Annotated in this window: 17 protein-coding genes and 1 pseudogene; 10 read left to right on the top strand and 8 right to left on the bottom strand. The window is 72.2% G+C overall.

Annotation, left to right across the window (positions count from 1 at the left end):
• The 3 genes and pseudogenes from MKK82_RS24855 to MKK82_RS24845 all read left to right on the top strand — a co-directional run.
• Positions 1 to 119, top strand: a pseudogene (locus MKK82_RS24855) (ABC transporter permease); the annotation flags it as partial.
• A 542-nt stretch (positions 120 to 661) separates the two neighbouring features.
• A complete protein-coding gene (locus tag MKK82_RS24850; RefSeq protein ID WP_238289692.1) occupies positions 662 to 1,747 on the top strand; it encodes a YeiH family protein in 1,086 nt (361 codons plus the stop codon).
• A gap of 260 nt (positions 1,748 to 2,007) precedes the next feature.
• On the top strand, positions 2,008 to 2,457 hold the full coding sequence (locus MKK82_RS24845; RefSeq protein WP_238289694.1) for a MucR family transcriptional regulator: 450 nt from the start codon (positions 2,008 to 2,010) through the stop codon (positions 2,455 to 2,457).
• Here the strand turns inward: MKK82_RS24845 and MKK82_RS24840 are convergent.
• The 6 genes from MKK82_RS24840 to MKK82_RS24815 form a co-directional block, all read right to left on the bottom strand.
• Positions 2,454 to 2,684: a hypothetical protein gene (locus tag MKK82_RS24840; RefSeq protein WP_238289696.1), complete on the bottom strand. Its 231-nt coding sequence runs from the start codon at positions 2,682 to 2,684 to the stop codon at positions 2,454 to 2,456. The genes MKK82_RS24845 and MKK82_RS24840 overlap by 4 nt on opposite strands.
• A gap of 256 nt (positions 2,685 to 2,940) precedes the next feature.
• Complete coding sequence (locus tag MKK82_RS24835) at positions 2,941 to 4,545, bottom strand: ABC transporter ATP-binding protein (RefSeq protein ID WP_243987204.1); 1,605 nt, start codon at positions 4,543 to 4,545, stop codon at positions 2,941 to 2,943.
• A gap of 4 nt (positions 4,546 to 4,549) precedes the next feature.
• Entirely contained in the window at positions 4,550 to 5,971 is a 1,422-nt protein-coding gene (locus tag MKK82_RS24830) for a M20 family metallopeptidase (RefSeq protein ID WP_238289700.1), read from the bottom strand.
• A 50-nt stretch (positions 5,972 to 6,021) separates the two neighbouring features.
• Positions 6,022 to 6,957 (bottom strand): ABC transporter permease, encoded by a 936-nt coding sequence (locus MKK82_RS24825; RefSeq protein ID WP_243987202.1) that lies wholly within the window; start codon positions 6,955 to 6,957, stop codon positions 6,022 to 6,024.
• 14 nt (positions 6,958 to 6,971) lie between these two features.
• Positions 6,972 to 7,889: an ABC transporter permease gene (locus MKK82_RS24820; RefSeq protein WP_238289702.1), complete on the bottom strand. Its 918-nt coding sequence runs from the start codon at positions 7,887 to 7,889 to the stop codon at positions 6,972 to 6,974.
• A gap of 225 nt (positions 7,890 to 8,114) precedes the next feature.
• Positions 8,115 to 9,659 (bottom strand): ABC transporter substrate-binding protein, encoded by a 1,545-nt coding sequence (locus tag MKK82_RS24815; protein ID WP_243987200.1) that lies wholly within the window; start codon positions 9,657 to 9,659, stop codon positions 8,115 to 8,117.
• 170 nt (positions 9,660 to 9,829) lie between these two features.
• On the opposite strand from MKK82_RS24815, the gene MKK82_RS24810 reads away from it, so the two are divergent.
• Positions 9,830 to 10,735 carry a LysR family transcriptional regulator gene (locus tag MKK82_RS24810; RefSeq protein ID WP_238289706.1) on the top strand — a complete coding sequence of 302 codons (906 nt, stop codon included), beginning with the start codon at positions 9,830 to 9,832 and terminating at the stop codon, positions 10,733 to 10,735.
• Positions 10,736 to 10,750: 15 nt separating this feature from the next.
• On the opposite strand, the gene MKK82_RS24805 is transcribed toward MKK82_RS24810, so the two are convergent.
• On the bottom strand, positions 10,751 to 11,569 hold the full coding sequence (locus MKK82_RS24805; RefSeq protein WP_238289708.1) for a CDP-diacylglycerol diphosphatase: 819 nt from the start codon (positions 11,567 to 11,569) through the stop codon (positions 10,751 to 10,753).
• Between MKK82_RS24805 and MKK82_RS24800 the strand changes: the two genes are divergently transcribed.
• The 6 genes from MKK82_RS24800 (at position 11,568) to MKK82_RS24775 (ending at position 17,528) form a co-directional block, all read left to right on the top strand.
• Complete coding sequence (locus MKK82_RS24800) at positions 11,568 to 11,714, top strand: hypothetical protein (protein ID WP_238289710.1); 147 nt, start codon at positions 11,568 to 11,570, stop codon at positions 11,712 to 11,714. The genes MKK82_RS24805 and MKK82_RS24800 overlap by 2 nt on opposite strands.
• Positions 11,715 to 11,879: 165 nt before the next feature.
• Positions 11,880 to 12,455 (top strand): aldehyde dehydrogenase iron-sulfur subunit PaoA, encoded by a 576-nt coding sequence (gene paoA, locus MKK82_RS24795; RefSeq protein ID WP_238289712.1) that lies wholly within the window; start codon positions 11,880 to 11,882, stop codon positions 12,453 to 12,455.
• Positions 12,452 to 13,402, top strand: a complete 951-nt coding sequence (locus MKK82_RS24790; RefSeq protein WP_238289714.1) for an FAD binding domain-containing protein — start codon at positions 12,452 to 12,454, stop codon at positions 13,400 to 13,402. The genes paoA and MKK82_RS24790 overlap by 4 nt, the downstream gene beginning before the upstream one ends.
• A gap of 3 nt (positions 13,403 to 13,405) precedes the next feature.
• Positions 13,406 to 15,625 carry an aldehyde oxidoreductase molybdenum-binding subunit PaoC gene (gene paoC, locus MKK82_RS24785; protein ID WP_238289716.1) on the top strand — a complete coding sequence of 740 codons (2,220 nt, stop codon included), beginning with the start codon at positions 13,406 to 13,408 and terminating at the stop codon, positions 15,623 to 15,625.
• A gap of 129 nt (positions 15,626 to 15,754) precedes the next feature.
• Positions 15,755 to 16,867 carry an FAD-binding domain-containing protein gene (locus MKK82_RS24780; RefSeq protein ID WP_238289717.1) on the top strand — a complete coding sequence of 371 codons (1,113 nt, stop codon included), beginning with the start codon at positions 15,755 to 15,757 and terminating at the stop codon, positions 16,865 to 16,867.
• A 55-nt stretch (positions 16,868 to 16,922) separates the two neighbouring features.
• The gene (locus tag MKK82_RS24775; protein ID WP_238289719.1) at positions 16,923 to 17,528 is read left to right on the top strand and encodes an SOUL family heme-binding protein; all 606 of its coding nucleotides are present in this window, start codon (positions 16,923 to 16,925) and stop codon (positions 17,526 to 17,528) included.
• Between the two features lie 37 nt (positions 17,529 to 17,565).
• On the opposite strand, the gene MKK82_RS24770 is transcribed toward MKK82_RS24775, so the two are convergent.
• Positions 17,566 to 18,078 (bottom strand): hypothetical protein, encoded by a 513-nt coding sequence (locus tag MKK82_RS24770; protein ID WP_238289721.1) that lies wholly within the window; start codon positions 18,076 to 18,078, stop codon positions 17,566 to 17,568.
• Between the last annotated feature and the right edge of the window lie 31 nt (positions 18,079 to 18,109).

The raw sequence follows: 18,109 nt of genomic DNA, 5'->3' as shown, positions 1-18,109 counted from the left end.
ACATCCCGAACGTGTTCGCCGGCCTGCTCACCGTCATCCTGATCGGCCTCGTGGTCGAGAACCTGATCTTCCAGACCATCGAGCGCCGCACCCTCCAGCGCTGGGGCATGCAGGCCTGAACCGCCCCACGTCCGGGGCCGGATGCGGGCATCTTCCGACCCGCGCGGGGCGTGGGTTGGACGGCATCCGGCATGATCGACTGACGCCAAGTCGGCTGACGCCAAGTCGGCTGATGCCGGCGGGCCGTTGCGGTGGTGCCGGCCCTCGGCCTGCGCTGCGCGTGAGGACGGGCTGGCTCCGGAGCCGGTGAGCGGGGCTGACGCCCCAGCGCGACGGTCCCCGCGTCCGGGCGCGTGAGGATCCGGCGGGCCCAGGACGCGCGTTTCGGGCGCGCCTTTCGGGTGTGCGTTTCGAACGCCGTACACCGCCGATACCGTTCTTCCCCCCCACGGGGGATCGGTACCCGAGCCGCTGCGATGCCGGCCTTCCCTCCGCGGGGTCGCTCGGCGACCGGACCTGCGGCCCGGAGCGCGCTCAGGCGCCCGCCCATGGGTAAATATCCTTCCGCCATTCCAGATTAGAGATCAAAATGCTGCTATGGCGGCGTGCGGCAGCCGTTTTCTTCCTATAGGCTCCGGGATGAGTTCCGGAGCCCCGACACGTGAGTCGTGACGTCCCATCCCGCGCCGCGCCGGCGGCCGTCCCCGGCGGGGACGGCCGGTCGAGTCCCGGCGCCTCGTTGCTGCCCGGGATCGGGCTCTGCGCAATCATCACCGCCCTGGCCATGGCCGCGCAGGCCCTGGAGGAGCGCGTCGCCGGCCACCCCTACGTCGAGGCCCTGGTCCTGGCGATCCTGATCGGCATCGCGGTGCGCACCGCCTGGACGCCGCATCCGCGGTTCCGGACCGGCATCGCCTTCTCGGCCAAGCAATTCCTCGAGGTCGCGGTCGTCCTGCTCGGCGCCTCCCTGAGCCTCGGCGCGATCCTCGCGTCGGGCCCGGCGCTGCTCGCCGGCATCGTCGGCACCGTGGTCCTCGGCATCGCCGCCAGCATGGCGCTCTGCCGGCTGCTCGGCCTGCCGGCCCGGATGGCGATCCTGGTCGCCTGCGGCAACGCCATCTGCGGCAACTCGGCGATCGCCGCCGTGGCGCCGGTGATTGGGGCGGAGCCCAAGGACATCGCCGCCGCCATCGCGTTCACCGCGGTGCTCGGGGTGCTGATGGTGCTGGGATTGCCGCTGTTCGTGCCGCTCGCCGGCCTGAGCGACAACCAGTACGGGGTGCTGGCCGGGCTCACCGTCTACGCGGTGCCGCAGGTGCTGGCCGCCACCGTGCCGGTCAGCCTGCTGTCGACCCAGGTCGGCACCCTGGTCAAGCTCGTGCGCGTGCTGATGCTCGGCCCCGTCGTGGTGGCGTTCTCGCTGATCGCGCCGCGCCTGCCGCGGACAGGGGGCGCGGCCTCCGCGCCGGCCCGGCCGGGCCTGACCAAGCTGGTGCCCTGGTTCATCCTCGGCTTCCTGGCCCTGGCCACCCTGCGCTCGCTGGGGCTCGTCCCCGATCCCGCGGTGAAGCCGCTCACGCAGCTGGCGGGCGTGCTCACGGTCCTGTCCATGGCCGCCCTGGGCCTGGGTGTCGACGTGCGCGTCCTCGCTCGGGTCGGCGGCCGGGTCACCCTCGCGGTCACCGCCTCGCTCGCCGTCCTCGTCGCCCTCAGCCTGGTGCTGATCCGCGCCCTCGGAATCGGGTGACGCCGCGATGCGGGCAGCGGCTGACGACCCCGCGGTGCGGTAGGTATTCCCGGTTCGATCCGCGACCTGTGGCTGTAAAGGCTTCTCGATCGATGATCATCGGCAGGTGAGCGAGCTTTTTCTCGCGCGGGCTTCGATCTTCCTGCATCACGATGCGCCGTCCGTGCCCCGCGGGCTGTCGCGGGCACCTTGACACTGCGGTGGTTTTTGCTTTTGGAACCCCCGGCGTCATCCTCGGAAGCTTTGAGTGGACTCGCGTAGTGCCTGAAAAATATCCCGAGAGCTCGATCAAGCTCGTGACACTGACCGGCGAGATCGTCGCGGCCTACGTGGCGAACAACTCCGTCCCCCCGACGGCCCTGCCGGAGCTGATGACGGGCGTGCACGCGGCGCTGGCGACCCTCGCTGGGGCGCCCCCCGCCGAGGCCGCGCCAACCGTCGAGCCGGCGACCGCGGCGCAGATCCGCAAGTCGGTTCAGCAGGACGGCATCGTCAGCTTCATCGACGGCCGGTCCTACAAGACCCTGAAGCGTCATCTCACCGCCCACGGCCTGACGCCGGAGCGGTACCGCGAGCGCTACGGCCTGCCGGACGATTACCCGATGACCGCCCCCGGCTACGCGGCGCAACGCTCGGCGCTCGCGAAGGCGATCGGTCTCGGTGTCCCGGGCGGACGGGCCGATCAGCGCCGCACCGGCACCGGCGGCTAACCGGCGCCGCGTCGCTCGCCACGGAACGGCAGCACCTGCCCGGGCGCGGATCGGGCAAACCCGGTGAGGTCGGGGCGGACGGGCCGGCCGAACGTGTCGGACCAGCACAGCTTGATGACATGCCCCCGCGCCGTCTCCGATGCGGCGTCGGCGTTCGACTTCGGCAGCTTCTGGTTGCCGGCACCGATCCAGCGCACGATCCGGTGCTCGCGTCCGCGGCGGAGCACCGGGGGCGTCGCCGGTTCGGATCGGCCGCGGACCGTCCGAAGATCGTCTGGCTTGTCTGAGATCGGCACGCTGAACGAATCCCGTCGGCTTTCGAGGCTCGAGCGGGACACGGATAGCGGGTTCGGCCGTGACTCCGCCGGGGTGCTTGACCCTCGAGACCGGCGGTATCCTACCGGGTTGCGCGCAACCGGATAGGGCGGCAGCGTCCAAAAAACTTGTCTCTGCGTCCCAAACGGGAGGACGCGGCGCGCGGGCTCAGGATGCGCGCGCCCCCGGCACCGCCGCCAGGAGGCTGCGCGTGTAGGCGTGCTCCGGCGCGGCGAACAGATCCGCTGTCCCGCGCATTTCCACGACGGCGCCCCGGTGCATCACGGCGATCCGGTCGCAGATCGTGGCGGCCACCCGCAGGTCGTGGGTGATGAACAGCATCGCCAGGGACAAGCGCTGCTTCAGGTCCTCCAGGAGGTCCAGCACCTGCCGCTGGACCGAGACGTCCAGCGCCGAGACCGCCTCGTCGGCCACCAGCACGTCCGGCTCCATGGCGAGCGCCCGGGCGATGCCGATGCGCTGGCGCTGGCCGCCCGAGAAGGCGTTCGGGTAGCGGGCGGCGGCCTTGGGATCGAGGCCGACGAGGTCGAGGAGGGACCGCGCCCGCTCGCGGGCCTCGGCGGCCGGGACCCCGTGGGCGATCGGGCCCGCCGTGATGATCTGCTCCACGGTGCGGCGCGGATTGAGCGAGGCGAACGGGTCCTGGAAGATCATCTGGATGCGGCTGCGCTTGTCGCGCAGCGCCGTCTTGCCGAGGGCCGTGTAGTCGAGGGCCCCCAGCCGGACCGTGCCGCCGTCGGGCTCGATCAGCCGGATCGCGAGCCGCGCGGTGGTCGACTTGCCGGAGCCGGACTCGCCGACCAGCCCCAGCGTCTCGCCGCGGCGGACGTCGAACGACACCTCCTTGACCGCCGCCACGATCCGCGGCTTGCCGAACAGGCCGGAGCGGCCCGAATAGGTCTTGGACAGCCCGGTGACCGACAGAGCGACCGGGGCCGCTTCCACGGCCGCGCGCGGCGGCGGCGTCAGGCTCGGGACGGCGGCGAGCAGCGCCTTCGTGTAGGGCGCCTGCGGGTTCCGCAGCACCGCCTCGGCCGTGCCGGATTCCACGAGCCGCCCGCGCTGGAGCACCGCCACGTGGTCGGCGATCTCCGCCACCACGCCGAAATCGTGGGTGATGAACAGGACGCTCATTCCGCGCTTCCGCTGCAGGTCGCGGATCAGCCGGAGGATCTGGGCCTGGGTGGTGACGTCGAGCGCCGTGGTCGGCTCGTCGGCGACGAGCACGGAGGGCTCCAGCGCCAGCGCCATGGCGATCATCGCCCGCTGCCGCTGGCCGCCGGAGAGCTGGTGCGGGTAGGCCCGCACCGCCTCCTCGGGATTCGGCAGCCCGACCTCGGTGGCGAGCGCCACCGCCCGGGTCCAGCGCTCGCTCCGGGTGAGCAGGTTGTGCGCCTCGAACATCTCGGCGATCTGGTCGCCGATCCGCATCACCGGGTTCAGGGCCGTCATCGGCTCCTGGAACACCATGGCGAGGCGCCGGCCGCGCAGGGACCGCCACGCGGGCTCGTCGAGGGCCAGGAGGTCCCGGCCCTCGAACAGGATCGTGCCGGCGGTCGGCTTCAGCGCCCGCGGCAGGAGGCCGGTCAGCGCGTAGGCGCTCATCGACTTGCCGGAGCCCGATTCCCCGACCACGCACAGGATCTTCCCGGACTCAAGGTCGAGGTTCAGGCCCTCGACCGCGTGCGGGCGGTCGGCGCCCTTGGGGAGCGCGATCGTCAGATCGCGGATGCGGACGACCGGCTCGCTCATCGTGTCAGGCCCTCGCGGTGCGGCGGCGGAGGATCTCGGGTCCGGCCTCGGCCAGATCCCAGAACAGGCCGGCCATGATCGCCAGGCCCTCGCGGGTACCGGAGGCCAGCATGTGCTCGTCGGGCCCGTGCTGGCGGCAGGCCGGGTAGGAATGCGGCACCCAGAGGGTCGGAAGGCCGAGGATCTCCGAGAAGGCGTCGTTCGGCAGCGAGCCGCCGAGATTGGGCAGCAGCGCCGGCTTCTTGCCGCTGCTCGCCTCGATCGATCCTAGCGCCCACTCCACCCAGGGATCCTCCACCGGCAGACGCGTCGCCTGAAACACCTCCGCGGCGCGGGCCGGCCGGACGTCGATCATCGGGAAGCCGTGCGCGTCGAGATGGGCACGGACGTTCGCGATCAGGTTCTGCCAGTCGGTGCCGACCACGAAGCGCAGCTGCAGGGTCGCCTTGGCGTGGGGCGGCACGGCGTTGAGCGGGCCGTCCGGATCGCCGGTCTTGAAGGCCAGCACCTCCAGCGTGTTCCAGGCGAAGACCCGCTCGGCGGGGCTCAGGCCCGGCTCGCCCCAGTCGGAATCGATCGTGGGAGCTGTCGGGTCCTCGCCGACGCGGATGTCGGCCAGCGCCGCGCGCACACCCTCGGGGATCGGAGGCGGCCGCAGGGCCTCGACCAGGATGCTGCCGCGCGCGTCGACCATCGAGGCGATGGCCGAGGCCAGCACCGTGCCGGGGTTGCGCAGCAGGCCGCCCCAGTTGCCGGAATGGTGCGGGCCCTCGCGCAGGTTGAGGCTCAGCTCGAAATTGTAGGCGCCGCGGGAGCCCAGGAAGAGGGTCGGGCGCTCGCCGTTGAGGCGTGGCCCGTCCGAGGCGATCAGCACGTCGGAGCGCAAGGCCTCGGCCTGCTCGCGGCAGAACGGCCGCAGGCCCGGGGAGCCCGATTCCTCGCCCATCTCGATCAGCAGCTTCACGTTGAAGCCGAGATGGCCTTCGCGCACGGCGATCACCTGCTCCAGGGCGGCGAGGTTGAGGACGTGCTGGCCCTTGTTGTCGGCGGTGCCGCGCCCGTACCAGCGGTCGCCCTCGACCACGATCTCCCAGGGGCCGAGGCCCTCGCGCCACTGCTCGGGATAGCCCCGCACCGTGTCGCCGTGGCCGTAGATCAGGACGGTCGGCAGGTCCGCGCCCTCGTGACGCTCGGCGATCAGGAACGGGCCGTGCACCCCGTCCGGGTTCGGGAAGATCTTCGGGGTCTCGAAGCCGAGCCGGGCGACGAGCGGCGCGACGAAGGCGTCGAGATAGGCGCGGAGCGCCGCCTCCTGGCCGGGGGCCTGGCTCTCGGTGGGCATCGCCACCGCCTCCCGCAGGAGGGCGAGGAACGCGCCCGAATCGAAGGCGTCCGTGGCGCGCGCGATGGCGGCGTCTCGCGTCATGGTGTGTTTCCCGTGAAACATTTCGTTAACGTCCCGGCCTGGCGGAGCCGTCAGTTGCGCGCCTCGGGCGCCGTGATGTCGCGCAGGCCGTCCCCCAGGAGGTTGATCGCCAGCACGAGGAGGAGGAGCGCCACGCCCGGAATGGTGATTACCCAGGGCTGGAAGAACATGTACTGCTTGCCCTCGGCGATCATCAGGCCCCAGGAGGGCAGGGGCGGCTGGACGCCGAGGCCGAGGAACGACAGGGCGGCCTCCAGCAGGATCGCGTGGGCCATCTCCAGGGTCGCTACGACGATCAGCGCGTTCATGATGTTGGGCAGGATCTCCTGGCGGATGATCCGCAGGTCCGTGAGCCCCGCGGCTCGGGCAGCCGACACGAAATCCTGGTTGCGGATCTGCTGGGTCGCGGCCCGGGTCACCACGGCGAAGCGGTCCCAGAGCAGGAAGCCCAGCACCAGCACCACCACCTTCAGTGAGCCGCCGACCAGCGCTGCCATGGCGAGCGCCACCAGCACCACCGGCATGGCGAGCCGGGTGGTCACGATGTAGCTCACCACCGAATCGACCCAGCCGCCGAAATAGCCGGCGCAGAGCCCCAGCACCGTGCCGATGAGCCCGGAGATCAGCGCCGCCGAGATCCCGATCAGGAGGGAGATCTGGCCGCCATAGAGCAGGCGGCTGAGATAATCGCGGCCGAGCTTGTCGGTGCCGAGCACATGGTCCCAGGTGCCCTTGGCCTGCCAGATCGGCGGGATCAGACGGCGGGACACGTCCTGCGCGTAGGGGTCGTGCGGGGCGATGAGCGGGGCGGCGAGTGCGGCCAGCACGATCAGCCCGAGGATCCCGGCCCCGATCAGGAAGCCGGTGTGGCGCAGGCCCCGCCGCAGGATCAGGCGGGTGGGGGAGGGGACCGGCGCCAGCGCGATCGGCACGTCCGGGGGCAGGGCCGGGGCGGCGAGGGCCGCCGTGTCGGGGGGGAGGCTCATGGCGGGCTCCATCCTCAGGCCTGGCGCAGGCGCGGATCGAGGAAGGCGTTCAGGAGGTCGGCCGCAAGTGTCAGGCCGATGTAGATCATGGCCAGAACCAGCACGATCGCCTGGACGACGGGGAAGTCATTGCGGGCGATGGATTCCCAGGCGAGTTGCCCGAGGCCCTGGAGCGAGAACACCGCCTCGATCACGATCGAGCCGCCGAGCATGAAGCCGAACTGCACCGCCGAGAGGGCGATCACCGGGATCACGGCGTTGCGCAGGGCGTGCCGCACCAGGATCTTCCGGGGCGGCAGGCCCTTGGCGCGGGCGGTGCGGACGTAGTCGGAGGCCAGCACCTCCAGCATGCCGTTGCGGGTGAGGCGCATCACCGCCGGCATCGCGTAGTAGCCGAGGGCGACCGCCGGCAGGACGAAGTTCTTCCACGTGGCGTTGCCCGAGACCGGCAGCCAGCGGAGGTTGACGGAGAAGATCAGGATCAGCGTCAGGCCGAACCAGAAGCTCGGCATCGCCTGGCCGAGCACCGAGACGGCGAGCGCCGTCCGGTCGATCCACGTGTCCCGCTTCACGGCGGCGACGACGCCGAGCGGGATCGCTACGAACAGGGCCACGGCGAGCGCGATGATGCCGAGATACAGGGTGATCGGCAGGCGGGCGGCGAGCAGGTCGATCACGCTCTCGCGGAAATAGAAGGAGTTGCCGAAATCGAGGTGCAGGGCCCGCCAGCCCCAGGTGAGGAACTGGGTCAGCAGCGGCTGGTCCAGCCCGTAATCCTGGCGGATCTGGGCGATCTGCGGCCCGGTGGCCTCGGGGCCGGCGATCGCGGTCGCGAGGTCGCCCGAGAGGTGGAGGAGCAGGAAGCTCGCCACTGAGACCGTGAGGGCCACCGCCAGGGCGACCAGCACGCGCCGGAACGTGAAGGCCAGCATGGGTTCAGGCTCCTTCCTGGCGATGCAGATCGCGCCGGATCAGGACGAAGCGTCCTCTCCTCCCCCGGCGATCCCGGGCTTGCCCGGGATCGCTCAAGCTTGTGGGGAGGAGCCGGAGGTGGGGGTGGCGCAGAATCGAGCGGTGCGGTGCCGTCTGCGCCACCCCCACCCCTGACCCCGCCCCGCAAGGGGGAGGGGAAAGGCGTCGCGCCTTCGCGGCCATCCTCACTTCCACGACGCCGCGTAGAAGCGCGGCACCTCGTCGGGCTGGGCCGTGAAGGTCAGGTCCGACGTGAAGGCGTAGTTGGTCGAGTAGGAGAACATCGGCAGGGCGTAGGCCTCCGCGGCGATCCGCTGGAGCGCCTTGGCGTAGGCGGCCTTGCGGGTCTCCGGATCGGTGGAGCCGTCGCCCTCCTGAAGGTCGGCAATGACCTTCGGATCCTTGGTCAGGTCCTCCTCGCCGCCGCGGAAATACACCCCGTCGAAGGCCGAGACGTCCAGGACCGAGAACGAGCCCCAGGTCTGGTAGCCGATCGAGGTCTTGCCGGCCCGCAGGGAATCTCGGAACGCCGCGTAGCGCAGGTAGTTAAGCCGCGCCTTGATGCCGACGGCGCCGAGATAGCCGATCACCGCCTCGGCGTAGTCCCGCTCGCGATAGGCGCCGAGATCGATCTCGAAGCCGTTCGGGTAGCCGGCGTCCTTGAGCAGCGCCTTGGCCTTGGCCGGATCGTAGGGGTAGCGCGTCACCCCCTGGTCGGTGCAGCCGAACTGGTCGACGAAGCACAGCGCGTTCATCACCCGCGAGGCGCCGCGCACGAGGTTGTCGACCATCGCCTTGCGGTCGATGGCGTAGGAGATCGCCTGCCGGACGCGCACGTCCTTGAGGGGCGAGTTCTCCTTGGCGCGACCCAGCGTGTCGAATTGCAGGAAGCCAACCCGCATCGTCTCGGAGTTGAGCACCGTGATGTTCGGCGCGGCGCGCAGCTGCTCGGCCTGGTCGCTCGGCACCCGCCAGATCCAGTCGACGCCGCCGGTCATCAGCTCGGCCATCCGGCTCTCGCCGTCCGGGATGACGCGGAACTGCAGCTTGCCGATCTTCGGTTTCCCGAGGGGGCTCTCCGCCCAGTACCTGTCGAACCGCTCCATGCTGACGCCGCGGCCGCTGTCGACCTTGGTGATCCGGTAGGGGCCGCTGCCGACCGGCGCCTTGGCGAAGCCGTCGAGCCCCACCTTCTTGAAGTAGGCCGCCGGGAAGATCGGCGTCGGGCCGGCGAGATATTCGAGCGCCGCCGGGAACGGCGCCTTGAGGTGGATGCGCACGCTGTGCGGGCCGGTGACCTCCACCGACTTCATCCAGTCGACGTTCTGGCGGGTGACCGTGCGCGCCTCGGGCGTCAGCACGTAGTTGAACGTGAAGGCCACGTCCTCGGGCCCCAGCGGGTCGCCGTTGTGGAAGACCACGCCCTCGCGGATCGTGAGATCCAGCGTCGTGTCGTCCGTCCAGGTCCAGGCGGTCGCCAGAAATGGCTTGTAGGTGCCGTCCTTGGGATCCCGGTACAGCAGCGTGTCCCAGCAGTTCCGGGCGAGGATCACGCCCTCGCGGGCGCTGTTGTGGTACGGGCTGACGTTCTCGGGCTCGCTGTCCGACGCGTAGACCAGCGTGTCGTCGGCCTTGCCGGCGAGCGCCGGATGCGCGGCGATCAGGGTCGCGAGCGAGGTGGCCAAGGTGGCGGCCAAGGTGGCGGCCCGGGTGAGAGTCCGTAGCGGCATGGAGGCTCCGACGGCGCGGCGGACAGGCCCGGCGGATGGTTCCGCGGCTGCCGCCTTTTTCACCCTGCCATGGTGTTGTGCATCTGGGATCGCAACAAGTAGAATTTGGCGAGTGCTGCCTTGCCGTTTCGGCAACGGATGCGGCGAAATAGCTGCTTAGGGGCAGGATAATGCAGACGACCGGGCTGCGCTACTTCCTGGCCGTGGCCCGGACGGGCTCGATCGCCGCCGCCTCGGACCAGCTCAACGTGGCGGCGTCGGCGATCAGCCGGCAGATCGCCAACCTGGAGGCGGAACTCGACTGCGTGCTGTTCGAGCGGCGCCCGCGGGGCATGGTGCCGAGTCCGGCCGGGGAGCTCCTGGCGCAGCACGCCCATCAGGTGCTGATCCGTTCCGAGCAGGTGGTCACGGAGATCCGCGAACTGGAGGGGCTCGCCCGCGGCCTGATCCGGGTGGCGAGTTCCGAGGGGTTCGCCCTCGACATCGTGCCGAACGCCATCGCGGCCTTCCACGCGGCCCATCCCGGCATCCGCTTCGAGGTGACGGTGCTGCCGCCCGCGCAGGTGACCCAGACGGTGGCGGTGGGGGACGCCGATCTCGGCATCACCTTCGCGCTCGCCCCCAGCCCGCAGGTGGAGGTGCTCTATGACGGGCAGGTGGACATGCTGGCGCTCGCCGCCCCCGATCATCCCCTCGCGCGGGCGCCGGCCCTGCGCCTCGCCGACCTGTCGAGCTACCCGCTGGCCCTGCCCACCCGGGACACGACGTTGCGGCAGGTGTTCGACGCCGCCTGCGCCCTCGAAGGCCTCGCGGTCGAGCCGGTCCTGACCGCCAACAAGCTCTCGGCGCTGCTGCCCTTCGTGCGGCGCTCCCGCGGGCTGGCGCTGATGTCGGCCCTGTCGGTGACGACGCCCCTGCGCCTGAACGAGCTGGTCAGCCTGCCGATCCAGGCCCGGGCGAGCCTGTCCCGCGGCATCCAGGTCCAGGCCATGCGCGAGCGGCGGCTACCCCGGGCGGTGCGGGCCTTCCTGCGCCAGCTCACCGACGCGCTGCCGCCGCCGAGCACCGCCGGATAGGCGCGCGGGATCCGGTCAGGCGCCGCGGCCGGACGCGACGGCGCAGCTGTGGTCCATCACGTCCTCGGCGCTGGCGCTGGGTGCCCGGTAGGCGAGCAGGATGAAACCCGGCTCGGGGTCGCCCGGCGGGGTCGCGAGCGCCGCGAAGCTCGTCCGGTGGAGGTCCGGCCGGGCTCCCGGCAGGCTGCGCAGGGCCGCGAACGGGTTGAACTGCGCGGCCTCCGCCTCCGGCACGCGCAGCGCTTCGTAGCGATCGCCCGCGAGGGGCACCGGGAAGCGGCTCCAGGTCCGGCGGACGTGGCGTCCATGGGCGCGGACGGCCTTCAGCACGCTGGGCCTCAGGCAGTCGAGGTGGATGTGGAGCTGGTCCTGGCTTCGGCCCCGGGCCGAGTTGACGGCCAGCCCGACCGCATCGAGCGGCAGCTTCCCGTCCAGCACGCCGGACACGAAGGGGCGCGCGGCGAGCGCCGCCCGCCAGTAGGCGACGCCCGGGGGGCCGCGCAGGACCGGGGCTTCGAGGCCCGCGACGGTGTCTGTGGGCATGACGACGATGTGGGTCGGCTCCCCGGGGGCGCGCAGCACCGCCGAGCCGGGCCGGTCCCGGTCGCCGAGATCGACCGAGAGGCACGGGAAGGTCCGGTTCGCGACCCGCTTGGCGAGGACGCAGGTCTTCAGGGCGGCCCACAGGACGTCCCGGCTCGGATCCGGTCCCGCCGCGGCCGGCGTCGCGACGGCGAAGGCGGCGATGCAGGCGGCGAGCAAGGTGCCCCGGACAGCACCCGGGAAGGTGCTCTGGCAGGGGCCGAGGAAGGCGGCGAGCGGCGCGCGGCGCATGAAGTCCCCCGATGAAGCCGGCGGCGTAGCGGGCTCCCTGGAGCCCGCGATACCCGATCTCGGCCGCGGCCGGAAAGCGTCCGCCTGGCCGGTCCTCGGGACGGCCACCCGCGGCGGCGTCGCCTGGGACGCGAAGCCCCCCTGATCGTCGCGCCGCGCCGCGCTACCTTGGACCCAATCCAGGGTGTCGGCGTTTCCCTGGGGCATCCCGCCTTCGATGGGTCGATCCGCACCGGCCGCCGGTCCCGCCGCGGCCTCGGAGACCGGGATCCCACGTCCTCACAGCCTTGATCTGAACCGGAGAGACTTCATGGTGGGAGCTACCGCCGCAGCGGCCCCCGCGGGCGCCAGGGCCGCGCGGACCGACGAGCCGGTCCTGGCCAGGGTCACCTTCACGGTGAACGGGCAGCGACGCGACCTCGAACTCGACACCCGCACCAGCCTGCTCGACGCCGCGCGCGAGCACCTGCACCTGACCGGATCCAAGAAGGGCTGCGACCACGGCCAGTGCGGCGCCTGCACGATGATCGTCGACGGCCGTCGCATCAACGCCTGCCTGACGCTGGCGGTCATGCACCAGGGCGCCGAGATCGTCACGATCGAGGGGCTCGGCCAGCCGGACCACCTCCACCCGATGCAGGCCGCCTTCGTCCGCCACGACGGCTACCAGTGCGGCTACTGCACGCCGGGCCAGATCTGCTCGGGCGTCGCCGTCCTGGAGGAGATCGAGGCCGGCATCCCGAGCCACGTAACGGCGGACCTCGAGGCCGCGCCCCAGGTCACCGAGGCCGAGATCCGCGAGCGCATGAGCGGCAACATCTGCCGCTGCGGCGCCTACTCCAACATCGTCGAGGCGATGACCGAGGTCGCCGGGAGCCGCGCATGAAGTCCTTCACCTACGAGCGCCCGACGACGCCCGCCGAGGCGGCCGCCGCCGTCGCCGGTACCCCCGACGCCAAGTTCATCGCCGGCGGTACGAACCTCCTCGACCTGATGAAGCTGCAGATCGAGACCCCCCGCCACCTCGTGGACGTGAACGGTCTCGGCCTCGACACCGTCGAGCCGACCGGGGAGGGCGGCCTGCGCATCGGCGCGCTGGTGCGCAACACCGACCTCGCCGCCCATCCGCGGGTGCGCAAGGATTACGGGGTCCTCGCCCGCGCGCTGCTGGCGGGCGCCTCGGGCCAGCTGCGCAACAAGGCGACCACCGCCGGCAACCTGCTTCAGCGGACCCGCTGCCCGTATTTCTACGACACCGCGCAGGGCTGCAACAAGCGCCAGCCGGGCTCCGGCTGCTCGGCGCTCGACGGCGTGAGCCGGCAGCTCGCGGTGATTGGCGGCAGCGCGGCCTGCATTGCCACGCATCCGGGCGACATGGCGGTGGCCATGCGCGTCCTCGACGCCACCGTCGAGACGGTCGACGGCGCCGGAACCGAGCGCAGGATCCCCATCGCCGAGTTCCACCGCCTGCCGGGCGACGAGCCCCAGCGCGACACGACTCTGAAGCCCGGCGAGCTGATCACCGCGGTGACCCTGCCGAAGCCGGTCCCCGGCACGCATATCTACCGCAAGGTCCGCGACCGGGCCTCCTACGCGTACGCGCTGGTCTCGGTGGCGGCCATCCTCGGCAAGAACGGCAGCGGCCACGTCGCCTTCGGCGGGGTCGCCCACAAGCCGTGGCGGGTCGAGGCGGCCGAGGCCGACCTGCCCAAGGGTGCGAAGGCCGTGGCGACCCAGGTCTTCGCCGACGCCAAGCCCACCCACGAGAACGCCTACAAGCTGAAGCTCGCCGAGCGAACCCTCGGCGCCGCGCTCAACCAAGCGAGGGCCTGAGCCATGAAGTTCGATACCCCCGCGGGCCCGAACCCGATCGACCGCCTCAAGGTCGTGGGCCGGCCCACCGACCGCATCGACGGCAAGTACAAGACGACCGGAACCGCGCCCTACGCCTACGAGCGCCACGATGCGGCGCCCGACGCCGCCTACGGCTACGTGCTGGGCTCCGCCATCGCCAAGGGCCGGGTGCGCAGCATCGACACCGCCTCGGCCCGGCAGGCCCCGGGCGTGATCGCGGTCGTCACCACCCTCGACACGCCCCGCATCGAGCGGGGCGTGATGAACGTCGCCTACCTGTTCGGCGGCGACGTCATCCAGCACTACCACCAGGCGATCGCCGTGGTGGTCGCCGAGACCTTCGAGCAGGCCCGGGCCGCGTCCTTCCTCGTCCAGGTCGACTACGCCCCGGAAGCCGGCGCGTTCGACCTCGCGGCGGCGGCGAAGACCGCCGAGCCGGTCCCGGCCGACAGCGGCGAGGGCAGCGGCGGCGACGGCGAGGAGCGGGTCGGCGATTTCGAAGGCGCCTTCGCGCAGGCCCCCGTGACCCTCGACGCGACCTACACGACCGCCGACGAGAGCCATGCCATGATGGAGCCGCACGCCACGACGGCGGCCTGGGACGGCGACCGGGTCACCCTCTGGACCTCGAACCAGATGATCGGCTGGGGCCACGGCAGCATCGCCAAGATGCTCGGCCTGCCGAAGGCCAAGGTCCGGCTCGACGCGCCCTATGTCGGCGGCGGCTTCGGCGGCAAGCTGTTCGTGCGCGCCGACGCGGTGCTGGCGGCGCTGGCCGCCAAGGCGACCGGCCGGGCCGTGAAGGTCGCGCTCACGCGCCCGCTCATCGCCAACAACACCACCCACCGGCCGGCCACGATCCAGCGGGTCCGGATCGGCGCCACGCGGGACGGCACCATCACGGCGATCGCGCACGAGAGCACGTCGGGCAACCTGCCGGACGGCGATCCCGAGACGGCGGTGAACCAGACCAAGTTCCTCTACGCGGGGGCGAACCGCCTGACCGCCATGAAGCTCGCGCATCTCGACCTGCCCGAGGGCAACGCCATGCGCGCGCCCGGCGAGGCCCCGGGTCTGGCGGTGCTCGAAATCGCCATGGACGAGATGGCGGAGAAGCTCGGCCTCGATCCGGTGGCGTTCCGCATCCGCAACGACAGCCAGGTCGTCCCGACCCAGCCGGACCTGCGCTTCTCGCAGCGCGACCTCGTCGGCTGCCTGACGCTCGGCGCGGAGCGGTTCGGCTGGGCCAAGCGCAACCCGAAGCCCGGTCAGGTCCGGGACGGGCAATGGCTCGTCGGCCTCGGCATGGCGGCGGCCTTCCGCGACAACATGGTGATGAAGTCGGGCGCCCGGGTACGCCTGGACTCGCGCGGCACGGTCACGGTCGAGACCGACATGACCGACATCGGTACCGGCAGCTACACGATCATCGCCCAGACCGCCGCCGAGATGATGGGCGTGTCCCTCGATCAGGTCGTGGTGCGCCTTGGGGATTCGGACTTCCCGGTCTCGTCGGGCTCCGGCGGGCAGTTCGGCGCCAACTCGTCGACGGCGGGCGTCTACGCGGCCTGCGTGAAGCTGCGGGAGGCCGTGGCGCAGAAGCTCGGCTTCAACGCCACCGACGCGGTGTTCGAGGCGGGCGAGGTCCGGGCCGGCAACCGCGCCATCCCCCTCGCGGAATCCGCCGCCGGCGGCGACCTCGTCGCCGAGGACACGATCGAGTTCGGCAAGGTCTCGAAGGAGCAGCAGGTCTCGACCTTCGGGGCGCATTTCGTCGAGGTCGGCGTGGACGCCTACACGGCGGAGGTCCGGGTGCGGCGGATGCTGGCGGTCTGCGCGGCCGGGCGCATCCTCAACCCGAAATCCGCCCGCAGCCAGGTCATCGGCGGGATGGTGATGGGCACCGGGGCGGCGCTGATGGAGGAACTGGCGGTCGACACCAAGCGCGGCTTCTTCGCCAACCACGATCTCGCCGGCTACGAGGTGCCGGTCCACGCCGACATCCCGCGCCAGGAGGTGATCTTCCTCGACGAGGTCGATCCCAGGTCGTCGCCCATGAAGGCGAAGGGCGTCGGCGAGCTCGGCATCTCGGGCATCGCCGCCGCGGTGGCGAACGCGGTCTACAACGCCACCGGCATCCGGGTGCGGGATTATCCCCTCACCCTCGACAAGCTCCTCGACCGGATGCCGGACGCGGCCTGACGGCCCGGGGGAGGTCCGCGGCGGATCTCCCCGGGCCCGCTGCGGGGCGCGGCGCGCGGGCGGACGGAAAAGCCGCACGCCCGCGCGCCGCGGCCGCCCTACCTCAGGGTCATGGATCGCACGTTTCCCATGACCCGGGATGCCGGGCTCGAACGCCTGTCGGCCTTCCTGGCCGAGGCCGGCACGGCCTACGCGCAGGCCCGCAACACCGATCGCGGGCCGGACGAGCCGGCGACCACGTCAGTGCTCTCGCCCTATCTGCGCCGCCGGCTCCTGACCGAGGCCGAGGTCGCCGCGGCGGCCACCGCCGCCCTCGGCGCGGAGGCCGCGGCGAGCTACGTGAGCGAGGTCTTCTGGCGGACCTACTTCAAGGGGCACCTCGAGACCCACCCGGAGGCCTGGACCCGCTACCTGTCGGAAGCCGCCGACCAGCGGGCGCGCCTGGCCAGCGAGCCCGGCCTCCGGCGCACCTACGAGAAGGCCGTCGCCGGCCGGACCGGGATCGACGGCTTCGACGCCTGGGCGGGTGACCTCGCCGCGACCGGCTGGCTGCACAACCATGCCCGGATGTGGTTCGCCTCGATCTGGATCTTCACCCTGCGGCTCCCCTGGCAGCTCGGCGCGGACTTCTTCCTGCGGCACCTGCTCGACGGCGATCCGGCCAGCAACACGCTCTCCTGGCGATGGGTCGCTGGCCTCCACACCCGGGGCAAGCCCTACCGCGCGCGGGCGGAGAACATCCGGCGTTTCACGGAGGACCGCCACGACCCGGCCGGCCTCGACGAGGACCCGTCCCCGCTGGCGGAGGCGATGCCGCCCCGGGAGGTCCCGCTGCGCCCCGCCGACGCCGCGCCCGATGGGCCGGTCGCGCTGCTGCTGCACGTCGATGACCTGCATCCGGAGAGCCTCCCCGTCGGCGGCGCCCGCGTGGCCCGGATCTCCGGCCTGCTCGCTCACGCCGAGGGGGTCACCGACCGGGTCCGCGGCGCCGACGGGGCCGCGCTGGCGGATGCTCTGGCCCGCGCCGCCGCGCATTTCGGCTGCGAGGCCGCCCCGTTCCGCGACGGCTGGGCCGGGGATCTCCCGGTGGTGACCGCCTGGGCGCCCCTCGGCCCCTCCGCGGCGGCGCTGCCGCCGGACTGCCTCCGGCTGCGCCGGGACTGGGACGCCCGGGCGTGGCCCCTCGCGACCCGGGGGTTCTTCCGCCTGAAGCGGGCCATCCCGGACCTGATGGCGGCCTGACGGATCCGGCCGGCCGCACGCTCAACCGCCCCCTCCGAACCCGGACGCGTCAGCCATGGACAAGGTCGTGTACTTCCTCGTGACGCTGGTCGAGTCGGCCCTCGGGATCTTCGGCGTGCGGGCGCTCTACGAGCAGCCCGCCTACACGGTGGTCGCGCGCCTGGACCGCGGTGTCGAGATCCGCGCCTACGCGCCGCGGCTCGCCGTCGAGACCGACGCGCGCGGCCAGGGCGACGGCGCGGCGTTCGGACGGCTGTTCCGCTACATCACCGGCGCGAACCGGGCCGGGAGCCGCATCGCCATGACGGCGCCCGTCGAGACGGGCGGCCAGCGGATCGCCATGACGGTGCCGGTCGAGCAGGGGGCGGGCGGCACGATGCGGTTCTTCCTGCCGCGCGCCGTCGCCGAGGCGGGCGCCCCGGAGCCGACCGAGGCGGGCGTCCGGCTGGTCCAGGTCCCGGCCGAGCGGGTGGCGGCGCTCGGCTTCTCCGGCCGCGTCACGCCCGAGGTCCGCGCGGAGCGGGAGGGCGTCCTCACCCGGGTGCTGGCGGCCGCGGGCCACACGGCGGGCGAGGCCCCGATGTTCATGGGCTACGACCCGCCCTTCGCCCTGCCGTTCCTGCGCCGGAACGAGGTGGCCGTCCGGCTGTCGTCCCCTTAACGGGTCCGGCCCGGCGTCCGCCGCCGCGGCGGGCGCTCTACCGCGGGCCGCCGCCCCGGCGCATCGCGATCTCCTGCCCCTGGCTGTCCAGGGCACCCGATGGGGCGAGGCCCTCGTTCGGGATCGGATGCATGCCGTCATGGGCCGTGCGCGAGGACGGTCGCCCGGCACCGCGGGCGCCCGCCGCCTGCTTCAGCGCCAGGGCCCGGCGGGAGCTCGCGACGAGGCGCCCGCGCGCCTGCACGGTCCGCCGACGCTCGCGCTCCTTGCTGGCGCGCTTCACCGCGGCCGCCAGCAGCGCCGCCTTCTCGCGGGTTCCGGTATCGTCCGTGGCCGGGCGCGTGCCGGATGGGGCCGCCTTGCCGCGCACTTCCCGGCGCTGCCGGCGCGACACGTCCCGGGCGCGGTCCCGGCGCTCGCGCAGCCGGGCGATCAGGTCGGCGAGACCGTCGTCATCGGCCTCGCGCAGCCTCGGGTGATGCGAGCGCGCGACGAGGTCGGCCTCGTCGGCGTTCAGGAGGCGGGCTTCCTGGCGGCTCGATACGGACATGGGCATTCCTCCGGGCGGTGATTCTTGCAGT

Source organism: Methylobacterium sp. E-046 (genome assembly GCF_022829625.1).
Classification (GTDB): Bacteria; Pseudomonadota; Alphaproteobacteria; order Rhizobiales; family Beijerinckiaceae; genus Methylobacterium; species Methylobacterium longum.
This window is presented reverse-complemented; position numbering and strand designations above follow the sequence as displayed.

Coding starts and splice junctions, on each gene's coding strand:
- MKK82_RS24835 (WP_243987204.1), bottom strand. CDS start 4,545: ATGAGCGAGCCGGTCGTCCGCATCCGCGATCTGACGATCGCGCTCCCC.
- MKK82_RS24830 (WP_238289700.1), bottom strand. CDS start 5,971: ATGACGCGAGACGCCGCCATCGCGCGCGCCACGGACGCCTTCGATTCG.
- MKK82_RS24825 (WP_243987202.1), bottom strand. CDS start 6,957: ATGAGCCTCCCCCCCGACACGGCGGCCCTCGCCGCCCCGGCCCTGCCC.
- MKK82_RS24820 (WP_238289702.1), bottom strand. CDS start 7,889: ATGCTGGCCTTCACGTTCCGGCGCGTGCTGGTCGCCCTGGCGGTGGCC.
- MKK82_RS24815 (WP_243987200.1), bottom strand. CDS start 9,659: ATGCCGCTACGGACTCTCACCCGGGCCGCCACCTTGGCCGCCACCTTG.
- MKK82_RS24810 (WP_238289706.1), top strand. CDS start 9,830: ATGCAGACGACCGGGCTGCGCTACTTCCTGGCCGTGGCCCGGACGGGC.
- MKK82_RS24800 (WP_238289710.1), top strand. CDS start 11,568: ATGAAGTCCCCCGATGAAGCCGGCGGCGTAGCGGGCTCCCTGGAGCCC.
- MKK82_RS24805 (WP_238289708.1), bottom strand. CDS start 11,569: ATGCGCCGCGCGCCGCTCGCCGCCTTCCTCGGCCCCTGCCAGAGCACC.
- paoA (WP_238289712.1), top strand. CDS start 11,880: ATGGTGGGAGCTACCGCCGCAGCGGCCCCCGCGGGCGCCAGGGCCGCG.
- MKK82_RS24790 (WP_238289714.1), top strand. CDS start 12,452: ATGAAGTCCTTCACCTACGAGCGCCCGACGACGCCCGCCGAGGCGGCC.
- paoC (WP_238289716.1), top strand. CDS start 13,406: ATGAAGTTCGATACCCCCGCGGGCCCGAACCCGATCGACCGCCTCAAG.
- MKK82_RS24780 (WP_238289717.1), top strand. CDS start 15,755: ATGACCCGGGATGCCGGGCTCGAACGCCTGTCGGCCTTCCTGGCCGAG.
- MKK82_RS24775 (WP_238289719.1), top strand. CDS start 16,923: ATGGACAAGGTCGTGTACTTCCTCGTGACGCTGGTCGAGTCGGCCCTC.
- MKK82_RS24770 (WP_238289721.1), bottom strand. CDS start 18,078: ATGTCCGTATCGAGCCGCCAGGAAGCCCGCCTCCTGAACGCCGACGAG.